The sequence below is a fragment of the Streptomyces sp. NPDC102462 genome, from assembly GCF_044765425.1.
In the GTDB taxonomy this organism is placed as follows: domain Bacteria; phylum Actinomycetota; class Actinomycetes; order Streptomycetales; family Streptomycetaceae; genus Streptomyces.
In genome coordinates, this window is record NZ_JBIWKB010000008.1 from 178,773 (window position 1) to 205,160 (window position 26,388).

26 protein-coding genes are annotated in these 26,388 nt (G+C 71.9%); 12 read left to right on the top strand and 14 right to left on the bottom strand.

Translation table 11 applies throughout. From position 1 onward, the window contains the following. Positions 1-46 precede the first annotated feature (46 nt). Positions 47-727 carry an endonuclease NucS gene (gene nucS / locus ACIRFL_RS10105; protein ID WP_404026049.1) on the bottom strand — a complete coding sequence of 227 codons (681 nt, stop codon included), beginning with the start codon at positions 725-727 and terminating at the stop codon, positions 47-49. 299 nt (positions 728-1,026) lie between these two features. Here nucS and ACIRFL_RS10110 point away from each other — a divergent pair, with 299 nt between their 5' ends. Beyond that, positions 1,027-1,419, top strand: a complete 393-nt coding sequence (locus ACIRFL_RS10110) for an SCO5389 family protein (RefSeq protein WP_404026052.1) — start codon at positions 1,027-1,029, stop codon at positions 1,417-1,419. 125 nt (positions 1,420-1,544) lie between these two features. On the opposite strand, the gene ACIRFL_RS10115 is transcribed toward ACIRFL_RS10110, so the two are convergent. Then, on the bottom strand, positions 1,545-2,573 hold the full coding sequence (locus ACIRFL_RS10115; RefSeq protein ID WP_404026054.1) for an LLM class flavin-dependent oxidoreductase: 1,029 nt from the start codon (positions 2,571-2,573) through the stop codon (positions 1,545-1,547). 223 nt (positions 2,574-2,796) lie between these two features. On the opposite strand from ACIRFL_RS10115, the gene ACIRFL_RS10120 reads away from it, so the two are divergent. Beyond that, complete coding sequence (locus ACIRFL_RS10120) at positions 2,797-3,138, top strand: ATP/GTP-binding protein (protein WP_404026057.1); 342 nt, start codon at positions 2,797-2,799, stop codon at positions 3,136-3,138. Between the two features lie 18 nt (positions 3,139-3,156). Here ACIRFL_RS10120 and ACIRFL_RS10125 read toward each other — a convergent pair whose 3' ends face one another. The 7 genes from ACIRFL_RS10125 to mce form a co-directional block, all read right to left on the bottom strand. After that, positions 3,157-4,047: an ABC transporter permease gene (locus ACIRFL_RS10125; RefSeq protein ID WP_404026059.1), complete on the bottom strand. Its 891-nt coding sequence runs from the start codon at positions 4,045-4,047 to the stop codon at positions 3,157-3,159. Continuing rightward, the gene (locus ACIRFL_RS10130; RefSeq protein ID WP_404026062.1) at positions 4,044-5,450 is read right to left on the bottom strand and encodes an ABC transporter ATP-binding protein; all 1,407 of its coding nucleotides are present in this window, start codon (positions 5,448-5,450) and stop codon (positions 4,044-4,046) included. Before ACIRFL_RS10130 ends, ACIRFL_RS10125 begins: the two co-directional genes overlap by 4 nt. 340 nt (positions 5,451-5,790) lie before the next feature. Next, positions 5,791-6,561, bottom strand: coding sequence for an ABC transporter permease (locus ACIRFL_RS10135; RefSeq protein WP_404026063.1), 771 nt, complete (start codon positions 6,559-6,561; stop codon positions 5,791-5,793). 3 nt (positions 6,562-6,564) lie between these two features. Continuing rightward, a complete protein-coding gene (locus tag ACIRFL_RS10140; RefSeq protein WP_404026066.1) occupies positions 6,565-7,518 on the bottom strand; it encodes an ABC transporter ATP-binding protein in 954 nt (317 codons plus the stop codon). Between the two features lie 83 nt (positions 7,519-7,601). Then, positions 7,602-8,537 (bottom strand): cellulose-binding protein, encoded by a 936-nt coding sequence (locus ACIRFL_RS10145; RefSeq protein WP_404026068.1) that lies wholly within the window; start codon positions 8,535-8,537, stop codon positions 7,602-7,604. Between the two features lie 183 nt (positions 8,538-8,720). Further along, positions 8,721-12,602, bottom strand: a complete 3,882-nt coding sequence (scy, locus tag ACIRFL_RS10150; protein ID WP_404026071.1) for a polarized growth protein Scy — start codon at positions 12,600-12,602, stop codon at positions 8,721-8,723. 213 nt (positions 12,603-12,815) lie between these two features. Continuing rightward, positions 12,816-13,256: a methylmalonyl-CoA epimerase gene (mce, locus tag ACIRFL_RS10155; RefSeq protein WP_404026073.1), complete on the bottom strand. Its 441-nt coding sequence runs from the start codon at positions 13,254-13,256 to the stop codon at positions 12,816-12,818. A 150-nt stretch (positions 13,257-13,406) separates the two neighbouring features. Here mce and ACIRFL_RS10160 point away from each other — a divergent pair, with 150 nt between their 5' ends. Both ACIRFL_RS10160 and meaB read left to right on the top strand, forming a co-directional pair. Then, positions 13,407-14,609, top strand: coding sequence for an acetyl-CoA C-acetyltransferase (locus ACIRFL_RS10160; RefSeq protein WP_404026074.1), 1,203 nt, complete (start codon positions 13,407-13,409; stop codon positions 14,607-14,609). A 65-nt stretch (positions 14,610-14,674) separates the two neighbouring features. After that, positions 14,675-15,631, top strand: a complete 957-nt coding sequence (gene meaB / locus ACIRFL_RS10165; RefSeq protein WP_404026076.1) for a methylmalonyl Co-A mutase-associated GTPase MeaB — start codon at positions 14,675-14,677, stop codon at positions 15,629-15,631. 503 nt (positions 15,632-16,134) lie between these two features. Here the strand turns inward: meaB and ACIRFL_RS10170 are convergent. The 4 genes from ACIRFL_RS10170 to ACIRFL_RS10185 all read right to left on the bottom strand — a co-directional run bounded on the left by ACIRFL_RS10170 (position 16,135) and on the right by ACIRFL_RS10185 (position 18,785). After that, positions 16,135-16,611, bottom strand: a complete 477-nt coding sequence (locus ACIRFL_RS10170; protein WP_404026078.1) for a MarR family winged helix-turn-helix transcriptional regulator — start codon at positions 16,609-16,611, stop codon at positions 16,135-16,137. Between the two features lie 92 nt (positions 16,612-16,703). After that, entirely contained in the window at positions 16,704-17,504 is an 801-nt protein-coding gene (locus tag ACIRFL_RS10175; protein ID WP_404026079.1) for an AIM24 family protein, read from the bottom strand. Beyond that, entirely contained in the window at positions 17,501-18,151 is a 651-nt protein-coding gene (locus ACIRFL_RS10180) for an AIM24 family protein (RefSeq protein ID WP_404026081.1), read from the bottom strand. Before ACIRFL_RS10180 ends, ACIRFL_RS10175 begins: the two co-directional genes overlap by 4 nt. Before the next feature lies 1 nt (position 18,152). Further along, complete coding sequence (locus tag ACIRFL_RS10185; protein ID WP_404026170.1) at positions 18,153-18,785, bottom strand: AIM24 family protein; 633 nt, start codon at positions 18,783-18,785, stop codon at positions 18,153-18,155. Between the two features lie 155 nt (positions 18,786-18,940). Between ACIRFL_RS10185 and ACIRFL_RS10190 the strand changes: the two genes are divergently transcribed. The 4 genes from ACIRFL_RS10190 to ACIRFL_RS10205 all read left to right on the top strand — a co-directional run bounded on the left by ACIRFL_RS10190 (position 18,941) and on the right by ACIRFL_RS10205 (position 21,154). After that, positions 18,941-19,285, top strand: a complete 345-nt coding sequence (locus ACIRFL_RS10190; protein WP_404026083.1) for a DUF3817 domain-containing protein — start codon at positions 18,941-18,943, stop codon at positions 19,283-19,285. Then, complete coding sequence (locus ACIRFL_RS10195; protein WP_404026086.1) at positions 19,282-19,575, top strand: MTH1187 family thiamine-binding protein; 294 nt, start codon at positions 19,282-19,284, stop codon at positions 19,573-19,575. Before ACIRFL_RS10190 ends, ACIRFL_RS10195 begins: the two co-directional genes overlap by 4 nt. A 182-nt stretch (positions 19,576-19,757) precedes the next feature. After that, positions 19,758-20,510: a hypothetical protein gene (locus ACIRFL_RS10200; RefSeq protein WP_404026088.1), complete on the top strand. Its 753-nt coding sequence runs from the start codon at positions 19,758-19,760 to the stop codon at positions 20,508-20,510. Further along, positions 20,507-21,154 carry a TetR/AcrR family transcriptional regulator gene (locus ACIRFL_RS10205; RefSeq protein ID WP_404026090.1) on the top strand — a complete coding sequence of 216 codons (648 nt, stop codon included), beginning with the start codon at positions 20,507-20,509 and terminating at the stop codon, positions 21,152-21,154. Before ACIRFL_RS10200 ends, ACIRFL_RS10205 begins: the two co-directional genes overlap by 4 nt. A 206-nt stretch (positions 21,155-21,360) precedes the next feature. On the opposite strand, the gene ACIRFL_RS10210 is transcribed toward ACIRFL_RS10205, so the two are convergent. After that, positions 21,361-22,347, bottom strand: coding sequence for a DUF5937 family protein (locus ACIRFL_RS10210; RefSeq protein ID WP_404026093.1), 987 nt, complete (start codon positions 22,345-22,347; stop codon positions 21,361-21,363). A gap of 207 nt (positions 22,348-22,554) precedes the next feature. On the opposite strand from ACIRFL_RS10210, the gene ACIRFL_RS10215 reads away from it, so the two are divergent. The 4 genes from ACIRFL_RS10215 (at position 22,555) to ACIRFL_RS10230 (ending at position 26,381) form a co-directional block, all read left to right on the top strand. Then, the gene (locus ACIRFL_RS10215; protein ID WP_404026171.1) at positions 22,555-23,706 is read left to right on the top strand and encodes an MFS transporter; all 1,152 of its coding nucleotides are present in this window, start codon (positions 22,555-22,557) and stop codon (positions 23,704-23,706) included. 10 nt (positions 23,707-23,716) lie between these two features. Next, complete coding sequence (locus tag ACIRFL_RS10220; protein ID WP_404026096.1) at positions 23,717-24,223, top strand: MarR family winged helix-turn-helix transcriptional regulator; 507 nt, start codon at positions 23,717-23,719, stop codon at positions 24,221-24,223. A 43-nt stretch (positions 24,224-24,266) separates the two neighbouring features. Continuing rightward, positions 24,267-24,605, top strand: a complete 339-nt coding sequence (locus ACIRFL_RS10225) for a DUF3817 domain-containing protein (RefSeq protein ID WP_404026099.1) — start codon at positions 24,267-24,269, stop codon at positions 24,603-24,605. Between the two features lie 75 nt (positions 24,606-24,680). Beyond that, positions 24,681-26,381, top strand: a complete 1,701-nt coding sequence (locus ACIRFL_RS10230) for a methylmalonyl-CoA mutase (RefSeq protein ID WP_404026101.1) — start codon at positions 24,681-24,683, stop codon at positions 26,379-26,381. Positions 26,382-26,388 lie beyond the last annotated feature (7 nt).

The window sequence follows — 26,388 nt, forward strand, 5'->3', positions numbered from 1 at the left end:
GATCCGCCGCCCCGGACCCGGCCCGCCGCGCGCTCTCGCGTGCCCGTCAGAACAGCCGCAGCTTGTCGTCCTCGATGCCCCGCAGCGCGTCGTAGTCCAGCACCTGGCAGCCGATGCCGCGGTCGGTGGCGAGGACCCGGGCCTGGGGCTTGATCTCCTGGGCGGCGAAGATGCCGCGGACCGGGGCGAGATGCGGATCGCGGTTCAACAGCTCCAGATAGCGGGTCAGTTGCTCCACGCCGTCGATCTCGCCGCGCCGCTTGATCTCGACGGCGACGGTCTGTCCCGCCGCGTCCCGGCACAGGATGTCGACCGGGCCGATGGCGGTCATGTATTCGCGGCGGATCAGCGTGTAGCCCTCGCCGAGCGTCTCGATGCGGTCGGCGAGCAGTTCCTGGAGGTGTGCCTCCACGCCGTCCTTGATCAGGCCGGGGTCCACGCCGAGTTCGTGCGAGGAGTCGTGCAGCACCTCCTCCATCGTGATGATCAGCTTCTCGCCCGCCTTGTTGATGACGGTCCAGACGCCCGCGGAGCCGTCCGAGTCCCCCGTCTCCTCCTTGAGCGTGCAGGGCGGAGACATCCAGTTGAGGGGCTTGTAGGCCCGGTCGTCCGCGTGGATCGAGACGCTGCCGTCCGCCTTGACCAGGATCAGACGGGGAGCGGAGGGAAGGTGGGCGGTGAGCCGTCCGGCGTAGTCGACGGAGCACCGGGCAATGACGAGACGCATGGTCGGCAACGCTACTCGACGCGCCCCGGTGCCCGCGATCCGCCCGTCGGCCCCGCCTCGCCCCCGCCGGCCGCCTTCGGGACGGCTCGTCCCGCTTGCCGTGTAAAGAGTTGTTCATCCCTGGCCGATTGTGTGCTCAATCCGATCGGCCCATGTACGCATTCTGCTGGTGCCGTCACCGACCGTTGCCTACGGTAGTGAACGGGAGGTCGCGGCATGTGTACTCAGCGTGTCCGTCATCGCGAACTCCCTGACCTGTCCGGCAACCCCCGCACAGCAGGGGTGCGAGAGGAGAACCCATGTCGCTCGACGTCTCACCGGCCCTACTGGAACAGGCCGAGCGAGGCGAGGTCGACGAAGCCGATTTCGTCGACTGCGTCCGGACCTCCCTGCCCTACGCATGGGAGATGATCAGCTCCCTGGTGGCCCAGCTGAAGGTGGACGGCGGAGAGTTCGCCGACAACCAGACGCCCCCGCCGGACGAGCAGGCACGCGGTCAGCTGCTGCGTGCGCTCGCGAGTGACGCGATACGCGGCGCGCTGCAGCGGCACTTCGGTGTGCGGCTGGCCTTCCAGAACTGCCATCGGGTGGCGGTGTTCCCTCTGGACGCCGCGGTCGACGAGACGTTGGCCCGTTTCACCTCGGTGCGCAGCCAGTTGCTCAACCAGTCGCCCGAACTCCGGGACTGCTGACGGTGTGAGCCGCCTGCTTGCCGCCCCGTCCGCGGGAGGTGCCATCAGTACTGGGGCGGCAAGCTCCCCGCTCGGCGGGCTCCCCGCTCCACGCGGAGTCCGCCCGGCACGAAGTGCACGGCGCGTCAGCGCAGTTGCGGCAGTACCTCGGTACCCAGCCGGCGTACGTTCTCCTCGGTCGTCGCGAGGTCGCCCGAGCCCTCGACGAGCAGGGCGAAGCGGGAGATGCCCGTCCGCTCCGCCGTCGCCGCGAGCCGGTCCGCGCACAGCCGCGGGGTGCCCACCGGGTGCAGCCCGCAGAGCAGTTCGGTGTAGGCGAGGGGATCGCGCATCGCACGCACCCGGCCGTCCACCGTCACATGCGCTTCCAGCCCCTGTTTCAGCCAACCGGGCATCGCCTTCAGCAGCGTCTCCACCGCCTCGGTGCGCCGGTCGGCGATCTGGCAGACGCCCGCCGACACATGGGCGGCACCGGCGATCTCGTCGGCGGACCGCCCCGCCGCGCGCGCGTGCCGCCGCCACAGGGCGACCATCTCGGCCTTCTCCTCGTCCCCGACGTGCATCCCCAGCAGCATGGACAGCCCGCGCTCGGCCGCCAGCCGGACGCTCGCCGGGGAGGTGCAGGCCACCACGACCTCGGGGCCCGGCACGTCCGTCAGCGCCTCCGCGGGGCGCGGCACGACCGGGACCTCACGGAAGGCGAACCGCTCGCCCGAGGCCGCGACCGCCGGTTCGCGCAGCCAGCGCACCAGCAGATCGAGTGACTCCGGGAAACCGTGCTCGTACGCGGCGAGCCCCGAGCCGAACACCTCGAGGTCCACCCAGGGGCCGCCGCGGCCGACGCCCAGCGTGAAGCGCCCGCCGCTCGTCACGTGCAGCAGCGCGGCCTGTTCGCCGAGGGCGACCGGATGGACCGTGGGCAGCACGCTGACCGCCGTGCCGACCCTGAGGCGGCTGGTGCGGCCCAGCAGCAGCGCCGCCAGGGTGATCGCGGACGGGCAGGTGCCGTACGGCACGAAGTGGTGCTCGGCCAGCCAGACCGCGTCGAGCCCCGCTTCCTCGGCGACCTGCGTCGAGCGAACAGCCCGGTGCAGCGCCTCCCCCTGGCCCTGCCCAGGGAACTGGGCGGCCAGCACAAAACTTCCAACCTGCATTGCGTTTCCTGCTTTCCTGGCTCCGACGCGGAGCTCCCCCACCCGGCATAACCCGCTGACACGTGCCGAGGACACGGCCTGGCGACGGGATTTGCCGATTGTCTGCAGAATGCAGGGCTGTGGTGGGCGACTTGTGTGCTTTGGCAACCCTTCGCGTACCCCCGTGCGGGCCGCGTAGGCTGGACACAGTCCCTGCATCCTGTATAGCCCCGTGAGGTGTCCCGTGTCCCCGCGTCGCAACCGGCCCAAGGACCCCAAGGGCGCGACCTCCTCCGGCCGGAGCGCCGAGGACGACCGCGCCGGCCGCTACGGCGGCTGGCAGTCCACGGAGCAGTGGCAGGGCGAGGGCTGGAGCGTGCGCCATGTCGCCGGGGCCAGCGCCGAGGGCAAGACCTACCGCTGCCCCGGCTGCGACCAGGTCATCCCCTCCGGCCTCCCGCACGTGGTGGCCTGGCCGGAGCACGCGGGCGTCGACGACCGCCGCCACTGGCACAAGGCCTGCTGGAACGCGAAGGACCGCCGCACCACTCGGGCGCAGCGGTCCCGTAACGCACCGCGGTTCTAGGCCACGTCGCCCCCGGGGTCAGACGTCGCGCTTCTCCAGGAGCAGGCAGGCCGCGCCGAACGCGACCGCCGTCACGCCCAGGGCGATCCACAGCGGGTCCCAGCCCGAGGGGCCCGAATTGCTCAGCGAGTTGGCGTAGAAGACGCTCAGCTGGTTCGGGATCGAGTACTCGAACAGCGCCTCGCGCACCTTGTCCAGCGACGACGAGAACATGAACAGGGCGATCACCAGCGGCGCGAGCAGGGCACCGATCATGATGGTGATCGCGCCCGCCGAATGCCGGATCATCGAGCCGACGAGCAGCGAGAGCAGCCCGAGCAGCGCGATGTACAGGCTGACGCCCACCGTGCCCTTCAGCCACTCCCCGCCGGACGGGGTCCGGGCACCGGGGACGCTGTCCAGCATGGACGTCTGCGCCAGGGCGACGACCAAGGTGGCCACCAGCGTGACGACGAAGGCGACGACGAAGAACACGAGCGACTTCGCCGCCAGCACCCGCACCCGCGAGGGGCAGGCCGTCGTCGTCGTACGGATCATGCCGGTGCCGTACTCCGAGGCGGTGGTCAGCACGCCCAGCGTGATGATGCACATGCTGCCGAGCAGCAGCCCGAAGAAGCCGAGCGCCAGCGGGTTCTCGCCGGACATGCTCGAGGACGTGCCGCTGACCAGCGCCCCGGCCAGCAGCCCGACGCCGATCACGAGCAGGACGAACACACCGAGCGTCCACATCGTCGAACGCACCGACTTGATCTTCGTCCACTCGGAGGCGACCGCATGCCCGAGGTGGGTGCGCACCACCGGGATCGGCGAGGTGTAGCCGGGGAACGAGCCGCCCGGAGCCGGCCGCCAGTCGGTCGCGTCCATGGCCGCCTGCGGCGCCTGGGGCATCGGGGGCTGGTGGGTGCTCATCGGGCGTCCTCGGGCTTGGTCGGGTCGGCGGAGACGGGAGCGGCGGCGGGCGCCGCGGACTGCACCGGCTCGGCGGCCGGCGCCGCGGGCTGTGCGGGTGCCCCGGCCGCCGGGGCGGGCGCGGCCGCGGGCTGGGCGGGCGTCCCGGCCGGCCGGGCCGGTGTGCCCGCGGCGGGCGGCGCCTGGGGCGGCTGCGGGGCCGACTGCGCGTACGGGTTGGGCTGCCCCGGGCCGGGCGCCGCCGCGGCCGGGGCGCCGTACGGGTTCGGCGCGCCCGCCGGAGCGCCGTACGCCCCCGCCTGCTGCCCGCCGTAGGGCCCCGCGGGCGCACCGCCCGGCGCCTGCTGCCCCGGCGGCACCGCGAACGGCTGACCGCCCTGCTGGGGCGGCGGCGGGGCGTACCAGCCCGGCTGGCCCTGGCCCGGCACCGGCATCGGCGGCTGCGCGCCCGGCGGCAGCGGCTGCTGCAGCCCGGCCTTCTGGTCGATGGTGGAGCGGTAGTCCACGGCGCCCTGCGTCATCCGCATGTACGCCTCCTCCAGCGACGCCTGGTGCGGCGACAGCTCCCACAGCCGCACATCGGTCTCGTGCGCCAGCTCGCTGATACGGGGCAGCGGCAGCCCCGTCACGCGCAGCGCGCCGTCCTGCTCCGGCAGCACGTGCCCGCCCGCCTCGGTGAGCGCGGAGGTCAGCTTCTCGCGCAGCTGCGGTTCGGTGTCCGGGGTCCGCACGCGCGCGAAGTCGGCCGAGTTGGCCGAGATGAAGTCCGTCACACTCATGTCGGCGAGCAACTGTCCCCGCCCGATGACGATCAGATGGTCGGCGGTCAGCGCCATCTCGCTCATGAGGTGGCTGGAGACGAACACCGTCCGCCCCTCCGCGGCGAGCGCCTTCATCAGATTGCGCACCCACAGGATGCCCTCGGGGTCGAGCCCGTTGACCGGCTCGTCGAACAGCAGCACCTGCGGGTCGCCGAGCAGCGCCGCCGCGATGCCGAGCCGCTGCCCCATGCCGAGCGAGAAGCCCTTGGAGCGCTTTTTGGCCACGTCCTGGAGACCGACGACACCGAGCACCTCGTCCACGCGGCGGGCCGGGATACCGGACAGCTGGGCCAGGCACAGCAGGTGGTTGCGGGCGTGCCGGCCGCCGTGCACCGCCTTGGCGTCGAGCAGCGCGCCCACCTGACGGGCGGCGTTGGGCAGCTTGCGGTAGGGGAAGCCGCCGATCGTCACCGAGCCCGCGGTGGGGTTGTCCAGACCCAGGATCATCCGCATGGTCGTCGACTTGCCCGAGCCGTTCGGCCCGAGGAAGCCGGTGACGGCTCCCGGCCGCACCTGGAAGGAAAGATTGTGGACGGCGGTCTTGTCGCCGTAGCGCTTGGTCAGGCCGACAGCCTCGATCATGCTCCGGTCCTCATCGGAAGGTCCTCGATAACTTCAGGACGGCGGGGCACACGCCCCCGTAAGGGTTAGGAGCTTATCCGGGCGCTGACGGTTCCGCCCAAGACACAGCAAAGGCCCGATGTCACTAGGCCCTGTCGTCAAACCCCCGCCTGCCCTGCGACGCCATGCACGCACTCTCGCCGCACCGGTCACAGGCCCAAGTACGTCCAGTACGAGGACCTGTGCCCGGCACACCGAGAGCACGCTCCCCCAAGCTCTCGGCTCCGCTCGACCAGGGGGGACCCCCACGACGCCGCAGGGCCCGCCCTCCGGGCGAACGACGGGAGTTTGACGACAGGACCTAGGCGTCCCGCCGCTTCAGCAGGACATAACCGCCGATCACGGCCGCGAGCACCCACAGCACCATGATGCCGAGACCGCCCCAGGGCCCGTACGGGGTGTCGTCGTCGACCCCGGGGACCACCTGCATGATCCGGTTGCCGGCCTGGTCGGGCAGGAACTGGCCGACCTTCTTCGTCGCGTTGACACTGCCGAGGATGTTCGAGATCAGGAAGAAGAACGGCATCAGGATGCCGAGCGACAGCATCGGCGAGCGCAGCATCGCGGTGACGCCCATCGAGAACACCGCGATCAGGGTCATGTAGAGCCCGCCGCCGATCACGGCCCGCAGCACTCCGGGTTCGCCGAGCTGCGTCCGGTGGGAGCCGAGCATCGCCTGCCCGAGGAAGAACGCGGCGAAGCTGGTCGCCAGGCCCACCGCGAGCGCAAGACCTGCGGCCACCGCGATCTTGCTGAACAGGAACGTGCCGCGCCGCGGCACCGCGGCCAGCGAGACCCGGATCATCCCGGTGCTGTACTCGTTCGACACCACCAGCACCCCGAACACGATCATCGCGAGCTGACCGAGGCTCATGCCGGCGAAGCTCACATAGGTCGGGTCGAACGACAGCCGGTCCCGGGCGGACATGTCGTCGAACTGGCTGCGCGACAGCGCGGAGATCAGCATGCCGAGGGCGAGCGTGACGACCACGGCGAGGGACAGCGTCCACACCGTCGACGCCACGGACCGGATCTTCGTCCACTCGGACCGGATGACCTGTGCGGTCGTCATGGCTCAGGCTCCCTTCCAGTCGGCACCCCAGTCCCGCGGGACCGGGGTGGTGTCGGAGTGCGCGTGGTACTCCACCGACTCCGCCGTCAACTGCATGAACGCCTCCTCGAGGGAGGCCTGCTGCGGGCTCAGCTCGTGCAGCACGACCCCGTGCTGGGCGGCCAGCTCGCCGATCCGCTCGGCCTTGCCGCCCTCCACCTCCAGCACCCCGCCACCGGCCTGCACGACCGCGATCCCGGCCTCGTGCAGCACGTCCAGCAGCCGTTCGCGCTGCGGGGTGCGGATCCGGACGTAGGAGCGCGAGTTCTCCTGGATGAAACCCGCCATGGAGGTGTCGGCGAGCAGCCGCCCCTGTCCGATGACCACGAGGTGATCGGCCGTCAGCGCCATCTCGCTCATCAGATGGCTGGAGACGAACACCGTCCTGCCCTGGGCGGCCAGGGACTTCATCAGGTTCCGGATCCAGTGGATGCCCTCGGGGTCGAGCCCGTTGACCGGCTCGTCGAACATCAGGATCCGCGGATCGCCGAGCAGCGCCCCCGCGATCCCGAGCCGCTGCCCCATGCCGAGCGAGAACCCCTTGGCCTTCTTCCGGGCCACCGCCGTGAGCCCCACCGTGTCCAGCACCTCGGTCACCCGGCGCGTGGGGACCCCGTTGCTCTGCGCCAGACACAGCAGATGGTGGTAGGCGCTCCGCCCGCCGTGCACGGCCTTCGCGTCCAGCAGCGCCCCTATGTACGTCAGCGGGTCCTTCAGCTGGTCGTAGTGCTTGCCGTCGATCCTGACGTCGCCCGCGGTGGGGTGGTCGAGCCCCAGGATCATCCGCATCGTCGTGGACTTGCCCGCGCCGTTGGGCCCGAGGAAACCCGTGACGATCCCCGGCCGCACGGTGAAGGTGAGGTCCTGCACCGCGGCCTTGTCGCCGTACCGTTTGGTCAACCCCTCCAGCTCGATCATGCGGACACGCTAAGACGGGACGAAGCCCTCCGCCACCGCAGTGACAGAGGGCTTCGCGTTGTTCAGCCGGCGTACGCCGAGCGTTACCGGGACTGCTGGGCCGGCACACCGCGGGAGATCGGCTCGTCCTCGGTGGGGGAGCCGGCCGCGGCCACCGCGGCGCCCGTGAGCGTGGCCAGCATCTCGCGGACGTTCGTCAGCTGGGCGTTGATGCTGTCGCGGCGGTTGGTGAGCGCCGCCAGCTCGCGCTCGGATTCCGAGCGGATGCGGTCGGCCTTGGCGTTGGCGTCGGCCACGATGTCCTCGGCCTGGCGCTGGGCCGTCTCCACCGTCTGGCGGGCGCGGCGCTCGGCGTCCGTGCGCAGCTTCTCCGCCTCCAGACGCAGCTGCTCCGCCCGGTGCTCGATCTCGGCGAGACGCTTCTCGGCCTTCTGCTGACGCGACGCCAGGTCCCGCTCGGACTGCTCGCGGCGCTTGGCGAGGTTCGTCTCGAAATCGGCGGCGGCCTGTGCGGCCTTCGCGCGGGTCTCCTCGAAGAGGGCGTCCGCCTCCTCGCGCTTGGACTGCGCGTCCTTCTGCGCCTCGGCACGCAGCTGCGAGGCGTCACTCTTGGCCTTCTCGACGATCCGGACGCCCTCGTCCTCGGCCTTGGCCTTGCGCTCGGACGCGAACGACTCCGCGTCGTTGCGCACCTGCTGGGCCGCCGACTCGGCCAGCTCGCGGTGCTGCTCGGCCGCCCGGCGGGCCTCCTCGCGCAGATCCTTGGCCTCTTCCTCGGCGAGGCGGAGGATCTTCTCGACCCGCGCGCCGAGACCTGCGTACGACGGCTCGGCGTCGCTGACCTGTGCCTGGGCGTTCTGCGTTTCGAGGTGAAGTTCCTCGATGCGCTTTTCCAGAGCGGTGATGCGGGTGAGCGCGCTGTCACGGTCGGAGACGAGTTTGGAGATCCGTTCGTCCACCTGAGCGCGGTCGTACCCACGCCGCACAAGCTCGAAGCCGTAGGGGGAAGTGTCGCTCATGGGGTTCCTGTCGAAAGAGACCGGTGAGGTGATAGGGGGAATCCTAGGGGCCGAAGCGGTGTGTCATCGAGCGGATGCGTGTTTGATCTGGAGAATGACACCCCTTTTGAGTGGCGAACCGGCAGACGGCTTGCCAAAGACCTGGGCAAAGAGCCCACAACATACCGGAACGCTCCTGGCCCGCTAGCCTTCTGACGACTTGCCACCCGATCGGGGAGCGCCGACCGTGGCGCCCGCCTTGACCCCTGAGTCCTTGCCGGACGACGGGGCCTCGAAGGACTCCAACGCCTCCAGGACGTCCTGGACACGGGAGATCTCCGCATTGATGTCCTCGCGGCGGCGCACCAGGATCTCCAGTTCGCGCTTGCCCTCCTCGACCGTGCGCCGGGCCTCGCGGATCGCCTCGGCCTTCAGCTCCTCGGCCTCCTTGACGAGCGTGGCCTTCTTCTGCTCGGCCTCCTTGAGCAGCCCCTCGGCCTTCTTGACGGCGGCGATACGGACCTTGCCCGCCTCGGAGTTGGCCTCCGAGACGATCTCCTTGGCCTTCGCCTGGGCCTTGGCCAGCTGCTCCTCGGCGGCCTTGATGAGCGCGTCGCAGCGGTCACCGGTCGACTTCATCGTCTCGGCGGCCTCGCGGCGGGCCCGCTCGTGCAACTCCTCGATCTCGTTGGTCAGGCGCACGCGCAGCTCCTCCGCGCGCTCCCGGATCGCGGTGGCGTCCCGGCGGGCGCCGACCAGCAGCTCGTCCGCGTCCGTACGGGCCTTCTCCACCATCGAGTTGCCCTCGACCGTCGCCTCCGACACCAGCCGGTCGGCCTCCTGACGGGCCGCGCCCACCATCGTGTCGGCCTGCGCCTCGGCGTCCGCGGTGGTCTTGTGGGCCTGCTGCTGCGCCTCGGTGAGCAGCTTGTCGGCCTCCGCCGTGGTCTCCGTGATGAGCGTGTCGACCTGCTCGGCCGCCTCGGACCGCCGCTTGTTGGCGTCCTTGCGGGCCTCGTCCAGCGTCCGGTCGGCCTCCTCGCGCGCCGTGGACACCAGCCGCTCGGCCTCCGCCTCCGCCCGCGCCCTGACCTGCTCCGACTCGGAGCGGATCCGCTCGGCGTGCTGCTGCGCGGAGCCGACGGTCTCGGCGGCCTCGGCACGCAGCCGCTCCGCGTCCCCGCTCGCGTCCGCGATCAGCTTCTCCGCCTTGGCGACGGACTCGGCCCGCACCCGCTCGGCCTCCGCGGCCGTGTCCGCGCGCAGCCGGTCGGCCTCGGCGATGGTCTCCGTCTGAAGCCGCTCGGCCTCGCTGCGCGCCTCGGTGATCAGCGTGTCCGCCTGCGTCGCCGCGTCCGACCGGATGCGGTTGGCGTCCTCGCGGGCCTCCGCACGGGTGCGCGCGGCGGCCTGCTCGGCCTCGGCGATGGTGTCCGACGCCTCGGTGCGCACCCGCTGGGCGTGCGCCGACGCCTCCGTACGCAGCCGCTCCGCCTCGGTGATCGCCTCCGTCGTCGTCCGCTCGGCGAGCGTCCGGGCCGCCTCCGTCTCCTCCTGGGCCGCCTGCCGCATCCGGCTCGCGTCCTCGCCGGCCCGCTCACGCTCGGCGTAGGCGTCGGCGCGTACCCGGTCCGCCTCCTCCTCGGCCTCCCGCCGCGTCCGCTCCGCCGCGTGCTCGGCCGCCGAGCGCAGGCCGGTGATCTCCTCCTGCGCCTGCTCGTGCAGCCCCGCGACGGAGTCCCGGACCTGCTGGGCGTGCTGCTCGGCCGCGGAGACCATCTCGGTGGCGCGCCGGTCGGCCTCCTCGACCAGCCGGACCGCCTCGGCCTGCGCGTCCTCGACCCGCTTGCGGGCCGACGCCAGCAGCTCCTCGCTCTGCTCGCGGGCCCGCTCCCGCTCCTGGTCGGCCTCCTGGCGGGCGGCGCCGAGGAGTTCATCGGCCTCACGGCGGCGCCGGGCGGCCTCCTCCTGCGCGGCGGCCAGCGTCTCCGACGCCTCCGTGCCCAGCCGCTCGGCGGCGGCCTGCGCCTCGGCCCGTACCCGGTCGGCGGTGTCCTGCGCCTCCGCCTTGAGCCGCTCGGCCTCGGCGGCGGCCTCCGAGCGCAGCCGCACCGCGACGGCCTCGCCCTCCGCGCGGGACGCGGAGGCGTCGGCGGCGGCCTCGGTGCGCAGCCGCTCGGCCTCCGTCTCCGCCTGCTGCTGGAGCGTGCGGATCCGCTCGGCGGCCTCGGTGCGCAGCCGCTCCGTCTCCTCGGCGGCCTCGCGGCGCAGCCGGGCCGCCTCCTCACGGGCGTCGTCCAGCGCCTGCTCGGCGGCGGCGAGCCGTTCCTCGGCCTCCGTGTGCAGCCGGGTCAGCTCCTCGGCCGCCTCTTCGCGCCGCGCCTCGACGGCCCGTTCGGTCTCCTCGCGCAGCTCGCGCGCGGCCTGCTCGGCGTCCGCCGTGACCGCCTCGGCCCGCTCGGCGGCCTCCGCGCGGTGCCGCTCGGCCTCCTTGCGGGTGCGCTCCAGGGTCTCCTCGGCCTGCCGGCGCAGCGTCGTGGCCCGCTCGATGGCCTCCGTACGGACCTTCTCGCTGTCCGTCGTGGCCGTCTGGCGCAGCTCGTCCGCGTCCGCCTTGGCCTTGGCCAGCAGCTCCTCGGCGGACCTGGCCGCCTCCTCGATCTGCTGGACCGCCTCGCGCCGCGCCTCGGCGCGGATGCTCTCGCCCTCGGCGACCGCGTCGGCCCGCAGCTGCTCGGCCTCGCCGCGCAGCCGGCGCGCCTCCTCCTGCAGCTCGACCGTCTTGGCCCGGTACTCCTTGGTGTCGTCCTTCGCCGCGCCCTTCAGCTGCTCGGCGATGTCGTGCGCCTCGGCGCGCAGCCGGTCCGCCTCGCTCTCCGCCTCGGTGCGGATCCGCTCGGCCTCCTCGGCCGCGGCCTTGGTGGTCCGCTTGGCCTCCTCGGCGGCCTTGTCAAGGACGTCCTCGGCGGTCTTCGCCGCCTTCGACAGCTGGGAGGCCGCCTCCTCGGCGGTGACGGTACGGGCCTTCTCGCCGGCCTCGGCGACGATCTTCTCGGCCTCGGTGCGGGCGTCCGCGACGATCTGCTCGGCCTCGGCCCGGGTGTGCTCCGCGTCCTTCGTGGCCTCGCTGACCAGCCGCGCGACCTGCTCCTTGGCCGTACGCGTGCGCTGCTCGTTGGTCGCCTCAGCGCCGGCGAGGGCCTTGGCGGCGGCCTCCTTCGCCTCGGCGAGCAGCTTCTCCGCCTCGCTGCGCGCCTCGCGCAGCGAGGTCTCGGCCTCCGCCATGCGCTGCTCGGCGGCCCGGCTCAGCTCGCTCGCCTGCCGGCGCGCCGCGTCCGACTCGGAGGCGGTGGCGGAGCGCAGCTGCTCGGCGTGGTCGGTGGCCTCCTGGGCCTGCGTGGACGCGGCGTTCAGCAGCCGCTCGGCGTCGGTGCGGGCCCGGCGCAGCAGCTGGTCCGCCTCCGCGCGCGCGGCCTCGGCCTCGGCCTGGAGCCGCTGCCTGGCCTGGGCGGTCAGCCGCTCGGCCTCGGCGCGGGCCGCGGCCATGGCCTGCTCCGCCTCGGCGCGGGACTCGTCGAGCAGGCGGCGGGCCTGCGCCTCGGAACGGGCGCGCAGCTGCTCCGCCCACGCCACGTTCTCGTTGACGTGCGATTCGACGGTCTGCCGCCGCTCGGCCAGCTCCTGGTCGAGTTGCTGGCGCCGGGTGACCGCCTCCTGGTGCAGCTCCGCCTGGAGCCGGGCTGCCTGCTCGGCGTGCTCCTGGAGGATGCGCTGGGTCTGGGCCCGGGCCTGGCTCAGCTCCCGCTCGGCGTCCTGGCGCAGCTGGTCGGCCTGCATCTGGGCGTTGCGCAGCAGCTGCTCGGCCTGGTAGCCGAGGTCACCGCCGTCGAACGCCGGCCGGGACATGATGGTGCGCCGCGCCTCGTGCAGCTTGGCGCGCAGCACCTCGACCTGGTAGCCGAGGTCCTCGGCGTGCTGGATCGCCTTTTCCCGCTCGGTCTTCAGCCGCTTCATCTCGGCCTCGAACCGAGAGAGGTGGTCGACGTCAGCCGCCGGCTCTCGCTCCTGGCTCTCGTAGCCCCGCACTGCGCGGTCCCATCCGTCCCCTGGTCGCAAGTTTCTCCGAACGAGCACCGTCCGTCCGCCGAACGGGGCCCCCGGGGAATGGTGTCAGATCAACGGCGGAGCACGGGCTGCTGCCCCGATGCTCGTCCCCCGAAACCCGGACCCCGGCATGCGGCCGCCGCCCGGCCTTCGAGGGCGACCGCCCCCAACCCTACCGGCCCCTATGTACGCGGGTCAGTGCTCAGGTGACTCAACAGGCGCCGAAGTGACCAGTTCTGTGAGGACGCCATGGCAGTCCTTCGGATGCAGGAAGGTGATCCGGGACCCCATGGAGCCGCGCCGGGGCTCGTCGTACAGGACGCGTACGCCCTTGCCGCGGATGGCGGCGGCGTCCCCGTCCACGTCCGGTGTGCCGAAGGCGATGTGGTGGACGCCCTCGCCGTTCTTCGCCAGCCACTTCGCGACCGTGGAGTCCTCCCGGACCGGTTCCAGGAGCTGGAGGTACGAAGCGCCGCCGTCGGACGTATCGTTGATCTTGAGCATGGCCTCGCGTACGCCCTGCTCCTCGTTGATCTCGGTGTGGAAGACCTCGAAGCCGTAGGTCGCCCGGTAGAACTCGACGGTCGCGTCGAGGTCGTGGCAGGCGATCCCGATGTGGTCGATTCGCGTCAGCATGAGTTCAGTGCAGCGCTCCGGAGGTGGTTACGCAACGTGCGCGCGATCACACGGAAAGGCCGATGACGGCCGCGACCACCCCTCAGTACATTCGAAGTAAACCCTCGTTCACTCCTCAGCTTCTGTGCAGCTGGAAGGGGATCGCACCTCATGTCAGCAACGAACAGCACGACCTCCGTCATCGTCGCGGGTGCCCGTACGCCGATGGGGCGGTTGCTCGGCTCGCTCAAGTCCTTCTCGGGAGCCGACCTCGGCGGCTTCGCGATCAAGGCCGCCCTCGACCGTGCGGGGATCGGCGGCGACCAGGTGCAGTACGTGATCATGGGCCAGGTGCTCCAGGCCGGGGCCGGCCAGATCCCGGCCCGCCAGGCCGCGGTCAAGGCCGGCATCCCGATGAGCGTGCCGGCGCTCACCGTCAACAAGGTGTGCCTGTCCGGGCTCGACGCCATCGCCCTCGCCGACCAGCTGATCCGCGCGGGTGAGTTCGACATCGTGGTGGCCGGCGGCCAGGAGTCCATGTCCAACGCCCCCCACCTGCTCCCGAAGTCCCGCGAGGGCTACAAGTACGGCGCGGTCGAACTGCTCGACGCGATGGCGTACGACGGCCTGACCGACCCGTGGGAGAACGTCCCCATGGGCGAGTCCACCGAGAAGCACAACACCCGCCTGGGCATCGGCCGTCCGGAGCAGGACGAGATCGCCGCCCTCTCCCACCAGCGCGCCGCCGCGGCCCGCAAGAACGGCGTCTTCGAGGCCGAGATCACCCCGGTGGAGATCCCGCAGCGCAAGGGCGACCCGGTGCTGTTCAGCCAGGACGAGGGCATCCGCGGCGACACCACCGTGGAGTCGCTGGCCCGGCTGCGCCCGGCGTTCGCCAAGGACGGCACCATCACCGCGGGCAGCGCCTCGCAGATCTCGGACGGCGCCGCGGCCGTCGTGGTGATGAGCAAGGCCAAGGCGCAGGAGCTGGGCCTGGAGTGGATCGCGGAGATCGGTGCGCACGGGAACGTGGCGGGTCCGGACAACAGCCTCCAGTCGCAGCCGTCGAACGCGATCCGGCACGCCCTGAAGAAGGAGGGCCTGGAGGTCGCCGACCTCGATCTGATCGAGATCAACGAGGCGTTCGCGGCCGTCGCGGTGCAGTCAATGAAGGATCTTGGAGTATCCACCGAAAAGGTGAACGTCAACGGCGGCGCCATCGCGCTGGGTCACCCGATCGGTATGTCCGGTGCGCGGCTCGTGCTGCACCTGGCGCTGGAGCTGAAGCGGCGCGGCGGCGGGACCGGCGCGGCGGCGCTGTGCGGGGGCGGCGGCCAGGGTGACGCGCTGATCGTGCGGGTACCGAAGGCATGACGGGGCCCGTACGGCGGAGGGCCGCGGGCATGCCGAGCACGTCGTAGCGAGCGAACGGAGCAGTGATGCAGGACGTCTCCTCTCTGGTGGCCCAGGCCAGGGACGGCCGGCCGCGGGCCGTGGCCCGGCTGATCTCCCTGGTGGAGGGGGCGTCCCCGCAGCTGAGGGAGGTGATGGCGGCGCTCGCGCCGCTGACCGGCGGCGCCTACGTCGTCGGGCTCACCGGCTCCCCGGGCGTCGGCAAGTCGACATCGGCCTCGGCGCTGGTGACGGCGTACCGCAAGCTGGGCCGGCGGGTCGGCGTCCTGGCCGTCGACCCCTCGTCGCCCTTCTCCGGCGGGGCCCTGCTCGGCGACCGGGTGCGGATGTCGGAGCACGCCTCCGACCCCGGCGTCTACATCCGCTCCATGGCGACCCGCGGGCATCTGGGCGGGCTCGCCTGGGCCGCGCCGCAGGCGATCCGGGTGCTGGACGCCGCGGGCTGCGACGTGATCCTCGTCGAGACGGTCGGGGTCGGCCAGTCGGAGGTGGAGATCGCCTCCCAGGCCGACACGTCCGTCGTTCTGCTGGCCCCGGGGATGGGCGACGGCATCCAGGCGGCCAAGGCGGGCATCCTGGAGATCGGTGACGTGTACGTCGTCAACAAGGCCGACCGGGACGGCGCCGACGCCACGGCCCGCGAGCTGAATCACATGCTCGGCCTGGGCGAGGCGCGCGGGCCCGGCGACTGGCGGCCGCCCATCGTGAAGACGGTCGCGTCCCGCGCGGAGGGCGTCGACGAGGTCGTGGAGGCGCTGGAGAAGCACCGCGCGTGGATGGAGGAGCGGGGAGTGCTGGCGGAGCGCCGGCTGGCCCGCGCGGCCCGCGAGGTGGAGACGATCGCGGTCACGGCCCTGCGGGAACGCATCGGCGACCTGCACGGCGACCGCCACCTGAGCACCCTCGCGGAACGAGTCACCTCCGGTGACCTGGACCCCTACAGCGCCGCGGACGAACTCGTAGCGGGCCTCACCCGAACCTGAGCGTCCCGCTCCACGCCGGCCCTGGGCTCTTCTCCCGGCGCCCCGCACGCGCGCCTGGCGCACGGCACGGTGGGGCTACCGGCCGTGTCGTCCGTCCCCTGGCTTGGCGCCACGCCCGCGGAGCGGGGCTGACGGCGCCGGCCCGGGCCGGCGGGCTCGCGAGCGCCGTGGAGCTGCCCGTGGTGGTCCGCTCGTACGACGGCCGCCGGTGCCGCGCGGTGTGCTGCTGCGGGGGCATGGTGGACCGGCGGGTATCGGCCGCGGTGGCCCCGCTGTGGTGTGCTGCGGGGCGGACGGCCCGGGCCGTCGGTGGGGCTGTCCGTGCTGGTCCGTTGGTGTGACGAGCCGCGGCCCTGTGCGGGGTGCGCCCGCCGTGGTGCGGTGTGTGTGGCCTTGCCCGGTGGCCGGGCGGTGCTCCGTTTGCCCCGCCGCGCGGCGGTCGGTTGCCGCTCGGCATGGGCCGTCTGCCGGGCTTGCTCTCAGCCGGCGCGGCGCCCTGCCGGTCAGGGGCGGGCTCGTTGGCTTCTGAGGTGTTGTGCGATCGGCTTCAGGCCCTTTTCCAGTTCCGTCAGGGCCTCCGGGGCCAGCAGGTCGATGAAGTGCCTGCGGACGGACGCCACATGATGCGGCGCGACCTTCCGCATGGTCTCCATGCCGTGCTCGGTCAGCACCGCGTACAGCCCCCGGCGGTCGGACTCGCAGTTCTCGCGCCGCACCAGGTTCGCGTTCTCCATGCGGGTGATCTGGTGCGAGAGGCGGCTCTTGGACTGGAGGGTGGCGGCCGCGAGGTCGCTCATCCGCATCCGTACGTCCTCCGACTCGGACAGATGCACCAGGATCTCGTAATCGTTCATCGTCAGTCCGAACGGCTGCAGATCCTTTTCGAGCTGGTACGTCAGCAGCCTGTTGACCTCCAGGTGGGTGCGCCAGGCGCACTGCTCCGCTTCGGTCAGCCAGCGCGTGGCCGTCTCGGTCTCCATGAATGAAGTCTACCTAAGAAGTTGAAAGGTGAACTAGCGAGGGCGGTGTGACCGTGCGCACGCGTTCGACGTCACACTCCGCAGACTACCGCTCACAGACCGAAGCGACGCTGGAGGTCTCCCAGCTGTCCGGGAAGGCGCGGTCCGCCCTGGCCCGCTCCGTGACCTCCGGACATCCCGCCGCCGGGCACCCCGGGCTCGCCCGGAACGGCCCCCGTCGCCTGCTCCTCCATCAGCTTCTCGGTCGACTGGAGCAGCACCGTCCCGGCCCCCACGAACTCGAACTGGTGCTCCTCCCCGGAGACCCCGCCGAGGCCCGTCATCCCACGTAGACCGCCCAGAACGCCGGTCAGATACCCGTGGTCGTAGTGGTGGCACGGGGAGGGGCAGTCGGCCCAGCCGACCAGCGCCTGCGGGTCCACCCGGATCGGGGGTTCCATGAACACCACGGGGCCGTTGGACGCGGCCACGAACTTCCCGGTTCCGATGAGTGTGAGAAAACCCGGCACGATCGACTGTTTGAGCGCAAGACTTGGCTGAAATGCGAGCAGGTTGCCCGAGCGAATGGTCAGATTGCCCTCGTCCAGGTCGTACGAGTTCACATCGAAGGCCCGGTCGGCGAGGAGCATCTTGCCCGAGCCCTCCGCCACCACCCAGTCGCTCGCGTGCAGAGGCGAATGGAAGGACGTACGCACGAGACGGTCGAGCCGCCCGTGCCCGATCCCGTTGAACTCGATCGCCCCGTAGTAGGCGATCATCTTCCCCTTCTGCAGGAACCACTGCCCGCCCTTCAGCTCCACGCAGAAGGTGTAGCTGTTCACGTTGTCGTCGGCGGGCAGGGTCATCGGGTCGTACACCACGGGCCCGGCGCCCGGACCTGCGTACCTGCTCACAGCTTCTCCTCCGAGGCCTGGACGTACACCGTGCCGCTCCCGCTCAGCTCCAGCTGGAACGCCTCGCCGGAGCCACGCCCCACCATGTCGCGCCAGCCGAGCGCGGTGGAGAGCTTGTTGCGGACGTCACCGTGGTGGGCGACATATGCCTGCGGGTCGACGTGCACGGGACGCTGCGGTGTGATCGGCAGCTCGAACACCCCGCCGTGCGCCATCACGGCGACCGCCCCGTGTCCCTTGAGTGTGGTGGTGAACAGCCCCTGCCCGGTGACCTGCCCGCGCACCATCCCCATGACCCCGCCCTGCGAGCCCATGAACATCGTCCCCTGCTGGAGCGTGCCCTCGAAGGCGAGGAGCCGGTCCGCCTCCACGTACAGGGTGTCGCCGGAGAGGCTGATCACCTGCACATGGTGGCCGCCGTGCCCGAAGAAGACGGTGCCGCTGCCCTCGACGGTCATCAGCGGGGTGGCCTCACCGGTGACCCGGCGGCCGATCATCGACAGCACGCCGCCCTGCCCGCCCTGGATGTTGGGGGTGAAGGAGACATCGCCCCGGTAGGCGAGCATGGCGCCGCGCTGGCTGAACAGCCGGGTGCCGGGGACCACGGTGGCCTCCACCATCTTCGAATTGACCTCCCGCAACGCCATGTCACACATCCCCCGCGATGGTGTTCCGCTCGCTCGGCTGCACGTAGACCAGCCCCTCGCCCTCGAACCGGATCTGGAACGCCTCGCCCCCGCCCTCACCGAGGAAGGTGCGGAAGGTCACACCGGCCTGGAAGGACTGGCGTACCTCGCCCTGATGGGCGATGTAGGCGCCGGGATCGACGATCAGCGGGTACTGCCGGCTGACCCGCAGCACGACGGCCGGCCCGTCCGACATGATCGCGGCCTGCCCGCGGCCCTCGACGGTGGTCGTGAACAGCCCGTTGCCCTGCGAGGCGCCGCGCAGTCCGGTGAACGTCGTCCCGGTGCGCAGCCCGGCGTCGGTCGCGAGCAGATTGCTCGACTCCACGTACAGCTTGTCCCCCTGGAGATCGACGAGGTTGATTTCCGAGGCGCGGTCCGCGAACCAGCATGTGCCGTGCCCCTTCACCTCCATCACGGTCATCTGCTCACCGGTGAGCCGGCGGGTCACCATGCCGCGCAGCCCCTCACCGCCACCGGTCAGCTTCTTGAAGCTCATCTGCCCGTCGTACGCGACCATCGAGCCGTTCTTCGCCTTCACGGCGTCCCCGGTCATCTCGACGGCGAGCACCCTGCTGCCTTGAAGTCGAAACATCGCCACCCGGCGACGGTAGCGGGCCCGCCGTGCCGAGGGGAGGGGGTCCTCCCGAGCGGCCCTCGGCGGTTTGCCACAATGGGCGGAAGTTTGTGCTCGCGTTCACAAACCGCCCGCCATGCGAACTGCCACCCCGCTCCCACCGAAGGTGACCCGTGGACATCAAGACCGCCAGCGCCCTACGCCGTCTCCGCCTGGTCTCCGCCCCGGAGGCCGTGTCCTTCCTCATCCTGCTCGTCTGCTCCGTGCTGAAGCGGACCACGGACTTCAACGCGGTGCCCGTGATGGGCGGCATCCACGGTCTGCTGTTCGTCCTGTACGTGATCTTCTGGGCCGACGCCTGGAACCGCGCCAAGTGGGGCCTGAAGACCGCGGCCCTCTACTTCGTCCTCTCGGTCCTGCCCACCGGCGGCTTCTTCGCCGAGCGCAAGCTGCGCCGGGAGGCCGAGGACGCGGTCATCGCCGCCCGCGCCCGCCGGGAAGGGGTCGTCAACGCATGATCGTCGCCTTCTCCGTGACGCCCCTGGGTGTCGGCGAGGACGTGGGGGAGTACGTCGCCGAGGCCGTCCGCGTGGTCCGCGCGTCGGGCCTGCCGCACCGCACCGACGCCATGTTCACCTCCGTCGAGGGGGAGTGGGACGAGGTCATGGACGTCGTCAGGCGTGCCGTCGCCGCCGTGGAGGAGCGCGCCCCGCGCGTCTCCCTGGTGCTCAAGGCCGACATCCGGCCCGGAGTCACCGACGGCCTCACCTCCAAGGTGGAGACCGTCGAGCGTCACCTGGCGGGCTGAGGCCCCCGCGCACCGCCCGCCGTGCGAAACCCCGGCCCCGCAGGTCCCAGGGCCGGGGTTCTCCCATGTCCCGCCGCACGCCCGCCCGTTCGGGGGTTTGAGCGGTCGCTCAAACGGGTGTACGTTGCCTGCCGGGCGGTTGAGCGGTCGCTCAAACACCGGTCGGCTTGGGGGAATTCACCGTGGAGCTCTATGTGGAGGCACGCGTGCGTGCCGATCTCGACGCGCTCTGGGACCGCACACAGGACCCCGCCCAGCGTCCGCGCTGGGACCTCAGATTCACCGAGATCGCCCGTCTGCCGGGCGCGGAGGGCGAGCCGCGGCGGTTCCGGTACGCCACCCGCGTGCTGCCCTTCCTCAAGGTCTACGGCACCGGGATCTCGGCCGGCGAGAAGGAGCGCCCCGACGGCACCCGCGCCTCCGCGCTGCGCTTCGCGTCCCCGCACCCGCTCTCCCCGATCGCCGCCGGCGGCGGCTACTTCCGCTACGTACCCGACGGCGACGGCGTCCGCTTCCTCACCGGCTACGACTACCGCCCCCGCGGCGGCGCCCTCGGCGCGCTCGCCGACCGGCTGCTGCTGCGCCCGCTGATGGGCTGGGCGACCGCCTGGTCCTTCGACCGGCTGCGGCTGTGGCTGGAGCGCGGGATCACACCGGAGCGCGCGCTGCTGAACTGGCTGGCCGAACTGCTGGTCCGGGCGCTGGTGCTCGCCGCGGGCTGCGCCGGCCTCGGTGCCGGCTCCTTCGTCCCGCACTTCGGCTCGTTCGCCCCCGCCGTGGCGTTCCTGTGCCCGCTGCTCCTCCTCGTCGCCATGGCCCTCGCCCTGTTCAAGGCGCCGCTGCCCGGCACCCCGGCCGCCCGGCGGTGCCTGCGCACCGCGCCCGCACGCGCGCGTGCCCCGCATCTGCTGTGCTCCCTGGCGAACCCGTCATGACCGCGGAGACGAGGGCCACGGAGACGAAGACCAAGTTGCTGGAGGGCGCGCTGCGCACGCTCACCGAGCAGGGCATCGCGAAGACGTCGGCCCGTACGGTCGCGGCGGCGGCCGGGGTCAACCAGGCGCTCGTCTTCTACCACTTCGGCTCGGTGGACGAACTCCTCGCCGCCGCCTGCCGCTACGGCGCGGAACAAGCGGTCTCCCGGTACCGCGCCCGGCTCGCCGCCGTCACCTCGCTCGGCGAACTGCTGGCCGTCGGGCGCGAGATCCACGAACAGGAGCGGGCCGGCGGGCAGGTCGCGCTGCTCGGCCAACTGCTGGCCGGCGCCCAGACCCACGCGTCCCTCGGCCCGGCCACGGCGGCCGGGCTCGACCTGTGGATCACCGAGATCGAGCGGGTCCTCAGGCGGGTCCTCACGGCCACCCCGTTCGCCGAGTTCACCGACCCGGCGGGGCTGGCCCGTGCGGTGGCCGCGGCCTTCGTCGGGATCGAGCTGTACGAGGGCGTGGACGAGCGGGGCGCCCAGGCGGCCCTGGACGCACTGGAACAACTCGGCGCCCTGGTGGCAGCCCTGGACGAACTGGGCCCGACGGCCCACCGAGCAATCCGCCACCACCTGCGCCGCAGGAACCACCGCTGACCCGGTGCGGCTGCGTCGTGGCTGGTCGCGCAGTTCCCCGCGCCCCTGTTGGGTGCGTCCGCTGTTGGTCGTGTGCGGCTGGGTTGTGGCTGGTCGCGCAGTTCCCCGCGCCCCTGTTGGGTGCGTCCGCTGTTGGTCGTGTGCGGCGCCGTTGTGGCTGGTCGCGCAGTTCCCCGCGCCCCTTCGGGGCGCTTCACTGGGCCTGGTCAGATGGGGTCGGTTGTTGTCAGGGCGATGCCGAGGGGGGTGCGTTCGTACAGGACCTCGTGGCCGTAGCGGCGGGCCGTCAGCAGGCCGCTGTCGCGCAGGGCCGTCAGATGCGCGGACACGGAGGAGGGGGCCAGCGAGAGGCGGCGGGCCAGTGCGGTGGTGGTCGCGGGTTCGTCGAGCGCGCCGAGTACCGCCGCGCGCCCCCGCCCCAGCAGCCGTACCAACCGGTCCGGGGCAGGGTCGGCGGACCGCGACCACAGGCCGCCGATGCCGCGGGCCGGGTAGACCAGGGCGGGCTGCCACGGCGGGTCGAAGGAGCTGATGACGTCCGGCCAGACGAACACGCTCGGCATCAGCACCAGACCCTGCCCGCCCAGCCGCCGCTCGTGCCGGTCGTGCGACGCCACCACCAGCGTCCCGCCCTGCCAGCTGCACCGCTCGCTGATCTCCGGCAGCAGCCCGCCGAGACCGACCTGCGCGAACCGGCGGGAGTGGAAGGCGATGTCCGCCTCGAGCAGCGTGCGCAGCCGCGGCCAGTCCGGCGCGACGAGCACCCGCCACGCCTCCTCCAGGAGATCCGCCAGCTCGCGGACCATCCGCTCCGGGTCGGCCAGCCAGGCCCGGCCGTACGGCGACCCCAGCGCACCCCGGGTCGCCCGCAGCGAGCGGGCGGTGTCCTCGCGGGCCGCCGCCGGATCGGCCGCGCGCACGGCCGCGATCTCCTCCTCGAAGGTGGTCGTCGGGCCGACCGGGGCCGGGCCGAGCCAGTCGGGCGAGTGGCCGCGGCGCGGCATCAGCAGCCACAGCGGGGCCAGGTCGAGGCCCGCCGCGGCCGTGCGGATGCGGCGCAGCCAGGGCGCGTGGTAGCCGCGCCGGTCCGCGTGCCTCAGCGTGCGCACCGCCTGCTGCGTCTCCCACAGCGGGGACAGCGCGAACCGGCAGCGCAGGAAGTCGATCTCCTCGAAGTGCAGCAGCGACGGCATGACGGACCTCCCGGGCGCGACGGCGTGCGGCCGGGCGGCCCCGGCCGGATTCGGCACACACCGAATCTTTACGCCGACGGCACGCGCGCGTGCACGCTGCCGTGCGTGACATCAGATCAGCAGGTGCCGGCGCCGCCGGCCACCGGGTACGCCCGGGTCTTCGCCGTGCCCGAGTTCCGGGCCGTCTTCGCCGCCCACACGCTGTCCATGCTGGGCGTGATCGTCAGCGAGATCGCGCTGTCCGTGCTCGTCTACGACCTCACCGGCTCGCCCCTGCTGAGCGCGCTGACCTTCGCGCTCGGCTTCCTGCCGTACGTGCTCGGCGGCACCCTGCTCGCCGGGGTCGCCGACCGCTTCCCGGCCCGCCGGGTGCTGGTGGTGTGCGACCTGGTGTGCGCCGGGTGCGTCGCGCTCATGGTGGTGCCCGGGACCGGCATCGGCGGACTGCTCGCGCTGCGCTGCTGCGTCGCCGTCGTCGCGCCGGTGTTCGCCGGTACCCGCATGGCGACCCTCGCCGACGTCCTCGGCGGCGGCGATCTGTTCGTGCTGGGCCGCTCGCTGCTGCGGATCGTGGCGCAGAGCGCCCTGCTCGTCGGGTACGGGCTCGGCGGGCTGCTGCTCGCCGTGGTCGCGCCGCGGCACGCGCTGCTGATCACCGTGAGCACCTTCCTGGGTTCGGCCGCGCTGCTGCGCCTCGGCACCCGCAGGCGGCCGGCCAGGTCCAGGGGCACCGGCGCCGTGCCCGGCGACTCCGCGTCCGGCGCCCGGCTGCTCCTCGCCGACCGGCGGATACGCCTCCAGCTGCTGCTGTTCTGGGTGCCCGCGATGTTCTGCGTCGTCCCGGAGGCGCTGGCCGCCCCGTACGCGGACGCGCTCGGTGCCGGGTCCGCCGGGCTCGGCCTGCTGATGTGCGCGCTGCCGGTCGGCACGGTCCTCGGCGAGCTGTACGCGGGTGCGCGGCTTCGTCCGGCCGTCCGGGAGCGGATCGCGCTGCCGCTGGTCTGCCTCACCCTGCTGCCCTACCTCGGCTACGTCCTGCGCCCCGGGCTCGCGGTCTCGCTGCTGCTCCTGCTGCTCGCGGGCGCCGGGTCCGCGTACACGCTCGGTCTCGACCAGCGGTTCGTCCGGGCGGTGCCCGAGGAGCTGCGCGGGCGGGCCATGACGGTGCTGAGCGCGGGGCTGATGACCGTCCAGGGCGCGGGCATGGCTCTGGCGGGCGTGGCGGCCGAGGCGTTCGGGGTGCGGGCGACCGTCGCCGGGGCCGGTGCGCTGGGAGCGGTGTGCTGCTGCGCGCTGGCCGTGGCGTACCGGGCGACCGAAAGCCGGGACGGGGCTGACCGGCATATGACCGGCCGGTAAGGTCAAGGGCGTGCCGAAGCCACTCAGCCTCCCCTTCGACCCCATCGCCCGCGCCGACGACCTGTGGAAGCAGCGGTGGGGGAACGTGCCGTCGATGTCCGCGATCACCTCGATCATGCGGGCGCACCAGATCCTGCTCGGCGAGGTCGACGCGGTGGTGAAGCCGTACGGGCTGACGTTCGCGCGCTACGAGGCGCTGGTGCTGCTCACCTTCTCCAAGGCGGGCGAGCTGCCGATGTCCAAGATCGGCGAGCGGCTGATGGTGCACCCCACGTCGGTGACGAACACCGTCGACCGGCTGGTGCGGTCGGGTCTCGTGGACAAGCGGCCCAATCCGAACGACGGGCGCGGCACGCTCGCCGTGATCACCGACAAGGGCCGGGAGGTCGTCGAGGCCGCCACCCGGGACCTGATGGCCATGGACTTCGGGCTCGGCGTGTACGACGCGGAGGAGTGCGCGGAGATCTTCGCGATGCTGCGTCCACTGCGGGTCGCCGCGCAGGATTTCGAGGAGTGACCCGGGGCAAGGCCGCCCGGAACGGGTCGTTACGCTCGTATCCATGAAACCAAGCGTGCTGACCCGCTACCGCGTCATGGCCTATGTCACGGGTGTGCTCCTGGTCCTGCTGTGTCTCGGCATGATCGCGAAGTACCTCCTGAGCATCGACGGCGCCGCGGACTTCACCCGGGTGATCGCCATCGCGCACGGCTGGCTGTACGTGGTCTACCTCGTCTTCGCCTTCGACCTGGGCTCCAAGGCGAAGATGCCGGTCGGCCGGCAGCTGTGGGTGCTACTCGCGGGGACGATCCCGACGGCCGCCTTCTTCGTCGAGCGGAAGATCAGTCACGAGCTGGAGGCCAAGGTCGCCGACCCGGCCCCCGCCGCCGCCAAGGCGTAGGTCACACCGCCGTGCGGGCGACGCGCGGCGGTCTGCCATCGACATTTACTTGGACGTCCTAGTAAATTCGAGGGTATGGACGCTCACGCCATCGAGGAGGGCCGCAGCCGCTGGCAGGCCCGCTATGACGCCGCGCGCAAGCGCGACGCTGACTTCACCACGCTCTCCGGCGATCCCGTGGAGCCGGTGTACGGGCCGCGACCCGGGGACACGTACGAGGGATTCGAGCGGATCGGCTGGCCGGGGGAGTACCCCTTCACCCGCGGTCTGTACCCGACCGGCTACCGGGGGCGCACCTGGACGATCCGCCAGTTCGCCGGGTTCGGCAACGCGGAGCAGACCAACGAGCGCTACAAGATGATCCTCGCCGCGGGCGGCGGCGGGCTCTCGGTCGCCTTCGACATGCCCACGCTGATGGGGCGCGACTCCGACGATCCGCGTTCGCTGGGCGAGGTCGGTCACTGCGGGGTGGCCATCGACTCGGCCGCCGACATGGAGGTCCTGTTCAAGGACATCCCGCTCGGTGACGTCACGACCTCGATGACGATCAGCGGACCCGCCGTCCCCGTCTTCTGCATGTACCTGGTCGCGGCCGAGCGGCAGGGCCTGGACCCGGGCGTCCTCAACGGCACGCTGCAGACCGACATCTTCAAGGAGTACATCGCGCAGAAGGAGTGGCTGTTCCAGCCGGAGCCCCATCTGCGGCTGATCGGCGACCTGATGGAGTACTGCGCGGCCGGCGTCCCCGCCTACAAGCCGCTGTCCGTCTCCGGCTACCACATCCGCGAGGCCGGGGCGACGGCCGCCCAGGAGCTGGCGTACACGCTGGCGGACGGGTTCGGGTACGTGGAGCTGGGGCTGTCGCGTGGGCTCGACGTGGACGTGTTCGCGCCCGGCCTGTCCTTCTTCTTCGACGCGCACGTCGACTTCTTCGAGGAGATCGCCAAGTTCCGTGCGGCGCGCCGGATCTGGGCCAGGTGGCTGCGCGACGTGTACGGGGCGAAGAGCGAGAAGGCGCAGTGGCTGCGGTTCCACACGCAGACCGCCGGGGTGTCGCTGACCGCCCAGCAGCCCTACAACAACGTGGTGCGCACAGCCGTGGAGGCGCTGGCCGCCGTGCTCGGCGGGACCAACTCGCTGCACACCAACGCGCTGGACGAGACGCTGGCGCTGCCGAGCGAGCAGGCCGCCGAGATCGCGCTGCGCACCCAGCAGGTGCTCATGGAGGAGACCGGCGTCGCCAACGTGGCCGACCCGCTGGGCGGTTCGTGGTACGTGGAGCAGCTGACGGACCGGATCGAGGCGGACGCGGAGAAGATCTTCGACCGGATCAGGGAGCGGGGTCTTCGGGCGCACCCCGACGGGCGCCACCCGATCGGTCCGGTCACCTCCGGGATCCTGCGCGGGATCGAGGACGGCTGGTTCACCGGCGAGATCGCGGAGTCCGCGTTCCGCTACCAGCAGTCCCTGGAGAAGGGCGACAAGAAGGTCGTGGGCGTCAACGTCCACACCGGCTCGGTGACCGGGGACCTGGAGATCCTGCGGGTCAGCCATGAGGTGGAGCGGGAGCAGGTCCGGCTGCTGGGCGCCCGCAGGGCCGCCCGGGACGAGACGGCGGTGCGCTCGGCGCTGGACACCATGCTCGGTGCCGCACGGTCCGGGGCCAACATGATCGAACCGATGCTGGACGCGGTGCGCGCGGAGGCGACCCTCGGCGAGATCTGCGGAGCGCTGCGCGACGAGTGGGGGATCTATACGGAGCCGGCCGGGTTCTAGGCCCTGT

Excerpts from the sequence above, each read along its gene's own strand:
- ACIRFL_RS10115 (WP_404026054.1), bottom strand. The coding sequence starts at position 2,573 with ATGCAGGTTGGAAGTTTTGTGCTGGCCGCCCAGTTCCCTGGGCAGGGC.
- ACIRFL_RS10130 (WP_404026062.1), bottom strand. The coding sequence starts at position 5,450 with ATGATCGAGGCTGTCGGCCTGACCAAGCGCTACGGCGACAAGACCGCC.
- ACIRFL_RS10230 (WP_404026101.1), top strand. The coding sequence starts at position 24,681 with ATGGACGCTCACGCCATCGAGGAGGGCCGCAGCCGCTGGCAGGCCCGC.
- ACIRFL_RS10140 (WP_404026066.1), bottom strand. The coding sequence starts at position 7,518 with ATGATCGAGCTGGAGGGGTTGACCAAACGGTACGGCGACAAGGCCGCG.
- ACIRFL_RS10180 (WP_404026081.1), bottom strand. The coding sequence starts at position 18,151 with ATGGCGTTGCGGGAGGTCAATTCGAAGATGGTGGAGGCCACCGTGGTC.
- mce (WP_404026073.1), bottom strand. The coding sequence starts at position 13,256 with ATGCTGACGCGAATCGACCACATCGGGATCGCCTGCCACGACCTCGAC.
- ACIRFL_RS10135 (WP_404026063.1), bottom strand. The coding sequence starts at position 6,561 with ATGACGACCGCACAGGTCATCCGGTCCGAGTGGACGAAGATCCGGTCC.
- ACIRFL_RS10205 (WP_404026090.1), top strand. The coding sequence starts at position 20,507 with ATGACCGCGGAGACGAGGGCCACGGAGACGAAGACCAAGTTGCTGGAG.
- meaB (WP_404026076.1), top strand. The coding sequence starts at position 14,675 with ATGCAGGACGTCTCCTCTCTGGTGGCCCAGGCCAGGGACGGCCGGCCG.
- ACIRFL_RS10195 (WP_404026086.1), top strand. The coding sequence starts at position 19,282 with ATGATCGTCGCCTTCTCCGTGACGCCCCTGGGTGTCGGCGAGGACGTG.
- ACIRFL_RS10170 (WP_404026078.1), bottom strand. The coding sequence starts at position 16,611 with ATGGAGACCGAGACGGCCACGCGCTGGCTGACCGAAGCGGAGCAGTGC.
- ACIRFL_RS10225 (WP_404026099.1), top strand. The coding sequence starts at position 24,267 with ATGAAACCAAGCGTGCTGACCCGCTACCGCGTCATGGCCTATGTCACG.
- ACIRFL_RS10125 (WP_404026059.1), bottom strand. The coding sequence starts at position 4,047 with ATGAGCACCCACCAGCCCCCGATGCCCCAGGCGCCGCAGGCGGCCATG.
- ACIRFL_RS10160 (WP_404026074.1), top strand. The coding sequence starts at position 13,407 with ATGTCAGCAACGAACAGCACGACCTCCGTCATCGTCGCGGGTGCCCGT.
- ACIRFL_RS10145 (WP_404026068.1), bottom strand. The coding sequence starts at position 8,537 with ATGAGCGACACTTCCCCCTACGGCTTCGAGCTTGTGCGGCGTGGGTAC.
- nucS (WP_404026049.1), bottom strand. The coding sequence starts at position 727 with ATGCGTCTCGTCATTGCCCGGTGCTCCGTCGACTACGCCGGACGGCTC.
- ACIRFL_RS10215 (WP_404026171.1), top strand. The coding sequence starts at position 22,555 with ATGCTGGGCGTGATCGTCAGCGAGATCGCGCTGTCCGTGCTCGTCTAC.
- ACIRFL_RS10110 (WP_404026052.1), top strand. The coding sequence starts at position 1,027 with ATGTCGCTCGACGTCTCACCGGCCCTACTGGAACAGGCCGAGCGAGGC.
- ACIRFL_RS10210 (WP_404026093.1), bottom strand. The coding sequence starts at position 22,347 with ATGCCGTCGCTGCTGCACTTCGAGGAGATCGACTTCCTGCGCTGCCGG.
- ACIRFL_RS10185 (WP_404026170.1), bottom strand. The coding sequence starts at position 18,785 with ATGTTTCGACTTCAAGGCAGCAGGGTGCTCGCCGTCGAGATGACCGGG.